Consider the following 3,980-nt stretch of genomic DNA (forward strand, 5'->3'; position numbering starts at 1 on the left):
AAAAAATGATTAAAAGAGCAAAACGAATTTTTCCATCACTAAATGACATTGTCTTGCTAGAAAATTCGAAGCATGTTCCTAGTAATAAAGATTTTAAAATAATTGAAGACTTAATTCTAGATAAAAGCGAATAGTATGATGAAAAATATAAAACTACTTTATGTGTTTTTATTATCGATCACCTTATTTTTTTCTTGTTCAAAAGATGATAATATAGACACAATTTCTGATAAATTTTTAAGCATACCTGATAATAGTTTCGAGGAAATACTTATAGCAAAAGGTATTGATTCAGATGGTGTTGTAAATCAGCAAATGTTAAAGTCAGATGCTGTACATGTTGAAGAACTAGATCTAGAGACTTTAGAGTTTGGTATTATTAATGATATATCTGGAATTGAAGGATTTTCAAGTTTAAAAAGATTAATTGCGAAGCAACATAATATAGAGCAGATAGATTTGAGCGCTAATATTTATTTAGAAGAAGTACATCTTGCAGGTAACTATTTATCAAGTATTGATGTTAGTAAAAACACAAACATAGTGTTACTAGACTTAACTGCGAACCAACTTACAGACATAATTGGTTTATCTGAGTTAGTAAAATTAGAAAATCTTAATTTATCATTTAATTACTTAAAAGAACTAACTGTAGATAATGCATCGTTGGAAATTCTTCATATTAGCAACAATGATTTAATTTCTCTGGATATAAGTGCTGCTGTAAATCTTACAAATGTATTACTAACAACTAATAAGCTTAATGTTTTGAATATTTCTTCCAATAAAAAATTACAAACTCTATTGGTATCAGACAACCAATTACAAAGTATTAATCTTAGTGAAAATATTAGTTTAACTCATTTATACATGGCTAGTAATTTGCTTACAGGTTTAGATGTAAGTAATAATCAAAACTTAATAGATTTAAAAGTAGATAGAAATCCTAATTTGCATTGTATTAAAATCCATGATGGACAAAATATTGCACTAATTTTTAAATCAGATAATCAAGAGCTAAATACTAATTGCAATTAAAAAAACCTGAAAATCATTGTATAAGGTTTAATTAATTTAAAAGCTTTAAATAAAATGAAATCAAAACTTCATCTTTTAGTCATTATAACAACCATATTAATAGGTTGCAAAAATAATACAAAAACAAGTGATTTAATAGAAACCAATAAAGATTATTTAGTTAAACAAACTTTAATAGATTCTTTGATGAAAACATCTTATAGTCGAGGTCTTTTCAATGGCAACATTCTAATTTCTAAAAATCATAAAATAATATATCAAAATGAATTTGGATATTCAGATGGTTCAAAAGCAAAAGCACTAAATCGAAATTCGATATTTAATATTGGGTCTATAGGAAAAGAATTCAATGCAGTTGCAATAATGATTTTGAAAGAGAAAGGCTTGCTAAATCTAGATGATAACATTTCAAAATTCGAGTTACAGTTGCCAGAATGGTCAACCAAAATCACTGTTAGGCATTTGTTAAAATATACTAGTGGATTGCCAAAAATAAATTGGAATAGTGTTAAAAATGATGAAGATATATATGCAGATTTAAAAAATATTAAGCATTTAAATTTTGAACCAGGATCAGATTATCTCTATAGTAATAATAATATTTTTCTTCAAAGGAGGATAGTGGAAAAACTATCAGGAATGAGTTTTAATGATTTTATACAAAAAAATATTCTTATTTCTAGCAATATGTTAGATGCTGTTTTAGACGCAACTCCAAAGAATACTGAATCAGTAGCGGCATTTAACAATGATATGATTAATGACAGGTTTATGGATATTGAGTTTTCGGGCTGGGTATATCCTACTGCAAATGACATGTACAATTGGATAATTAGTTTGCATTCAGGCAAAATAATCTCCAAAGAATCGTTAATGCTGTTATTTGATTCTTACTCTAAAAACAGCGAGTCAGCTTTAGGAAAAGGCATTTTTGAAAATAAAGAGTTATTGTTTCATCAACATCATGGGGCATCTTTTAATTATGAATCTTTTATACATTATAATATAAAAGAAGATTTATCAATTATTTTAATGACAAATAATAAAAATTTCAAACTAAGAGAAATTGCTGAGTCAATAGAAAATATCTCAAATGGAAGTCCTTTTTCAATTCCTCAAAAATCCATTTATCTTACAATAAGACAAAAATGCTACGATAATATAAATGAAGGTATTGAACTTTATAAAAGTTTAAAAAAGAATTATTCTGATACATATAATTTTTCAAATGAGAATGAATTAAATCAACTTGGTTATAAGTTAATTGAGAAAAGTCAAATAGAGGGTGCAATTAAAATCTTCAAATTGAATATTTTAGAATTTCCAAATTCAGCCAATGTATATGATAGTATGGGCGAAGCTTATTATCTTAATAGAAACAATGATTTGGCATTATTCAATTATAAAAAATCGCTAGAATTAAACCCAAATAATTTTAACGCAATAAAAATGATCAAAAAGATTCAAAAAAAATAACAAAGACACTTTAATATAGAAAAGAGTCACTAAGGGATAAAAATAATTACGTTTATACTAAAATAGTAACGTTCATGTATTTCTTTTTTTTTTTTTTTAAATAAAATACGTTGCTTTGCTATTCATATGAGTTTACATCTAAATAATAAAATATCAAAATCTCGTTTATATTGGCTATGTCAATTGACAGGCTGGTGCTTGGTTTCTCTTTTTTGGCTGTACATTGCATTGTTCAGGGATGATTTTAAAATGTCTCATGCCATTATTAACTTCTTTTTTGACATTGCGATATGCATAGCAATAACACATGCTTATCGAACCCTTGCTATACGACGAAAGTGGAATGAATTAGGTCTAAAAAAATTGATTTGGAAAGTAATTCCTGCGCTCCTTTTACTTTCTGTTGTATTCATGTTATTGATGAATCTTAAAATGTCTGCCTATATTTATTTCGTAAATAGTCAAAGTGATTCTATAAGCAAGTTTTTTGTTTGGAATCCTCTTTTTGTTTGGAACCCAGTTTTAATTACTGGTTTAAGGCACATGACTATTTGGCTACTCGCTTATCACTTATATCATTACTATCAAAAAGAAGTTGATACCACAAGGGAGAATGCACAACTGTCTATAATAGCAAAACAAGCCCAATTAGATAATTTGTCAGCCCAATTAAATCCACATTTCTTATTCAATTCTTTAAATTCTATTAAATCATTAGTCATCGAAAATCCTAACGTTGCAAGAAGAGCTATTGATTTATTATCAGATTTGTTGCGTTCATCATTATATGAAAAAGACAAAGATTTAATAACCATAAAAGATGAATTAGCTTTAGTTAAGGATTATATCGATTTAGAAAAACTGCGCTTTGAAGAAAGATTGCAACTAAAAACCAATATTAATGACGAGGTCATTAATTATAAGATTCCTACCTTAAGTATTCAGTTGTTAGTGGAAAACGCTATTAAACATGGCATCGATTTAAAAGTTGGTGGTGGCATTATTTACTTAAAAATTAAAAAGAAGGAAAGTAATATTCACATTACAGTTGAAAACCCTGGTGTGATTAATCAAAATAAAAGTGTTGGTTTAGGTCTAGAAAACTTAAAAAAACGTCTAGAAATTCAATATAAAGGTAAAGCTAACTTTAGTTTAACTGAGACTGAAAATGACCATGTCAGTGCTGAAATATTAATTCCAACGCATATAGAAGATGAAAAGATATAAAACCATAATCATTGATGATGAACGTTTAGCAAGAGAAGAAGTAAAACGCGCATTAGAAAAACATAAAGAGTTTGAAATTATAGGCGAAGCAAGTCACGTAGATGAAGCCATAACTTTAATTGAAGACTTTCAACCAGACCTATTGTTTTTAGATATTCACATGCCTGGGAAATCTGGTTTTGATTTATTAGAAGAATTAACAAATGTACCAGACGTTGTTTTTACAACTGCATACGATC

Annotated in this window: 4 protein-coding genes; all 4 read left to right on the top strand. The window is 27.4% G+C overall.

Annotated features, from left to right (window positions below):
- Positions 1–162: 162 nt before the first annotated feature.
- Complete coding sequence (locus AB1Z17_RS00285; RefSeq protein WP_368049792.1) at positions 163–1,038, top strand: hypothetical protein; 876 nt, start codon at positions 163–165, stop codon at positions 1,036–1,038.
- 54 nt (positions 1,039–1,092) lie between these two features.
- Positions 1,093–2,514, top strand: coding sequence for a serine hydrolase (locus AB1Z17_RS00290; RefSeq protein WP_368049793.1), 1,422 nt, complete (start codon positions 1,093–1,095; stop codon positions 2,512–2,514).
- A 249-nt stretch (positions 2,515–2,763) separates the two neighbouring features.
- Positions 2,764–3,741, top strand: coding sequence for a sensor histidine kinase (locus AB1Z17_RS00295; protein ID WP_368049794.1), 978 nt, complete (start codon positions 2,764–2,766; stop codon positions 3,739–3,741).
- Positions 3,728–3,980, top strand: a 253-nt coding sequence (locus tag AB1Z17_RS00300; RefSeq protein ID WP_368049795.1) for a LytR/AlgR family response regulator transcription factor, incomplete at its 3' end; no start/stop codon positions are given. The genes AB1Z17_RS00295 and AB1Z17_RS00300, both read left to right, overlap by 14 nt.

The organism is Lutibacter sp. (genome assembly GCF_040883305.1).
Classification (GTDB): domain Bacteria; phylum Bacteroidota; class Bacteroidia; order Flavobacteriales; family Flavobacteriaceae; genus Lutibacter.

What these genes read in the sequence shown, in the direction of transcription:
- AB1Z17_RS00295 (WP_368049794.1), top strand. Translation starts at nt 2,764, where the DNA reads ATGTCTCATGCCATTATTAACTTCTTTTTTGACATTGCGATATGCATA.
- AB1Z17_RS00290 (WP_368049793.1), top strand. Translation starts at nt 1,093, where the DNA reads ATGAAATCAAAACTTCATCTTTTAGTCATTATAACAACCATATTAATA.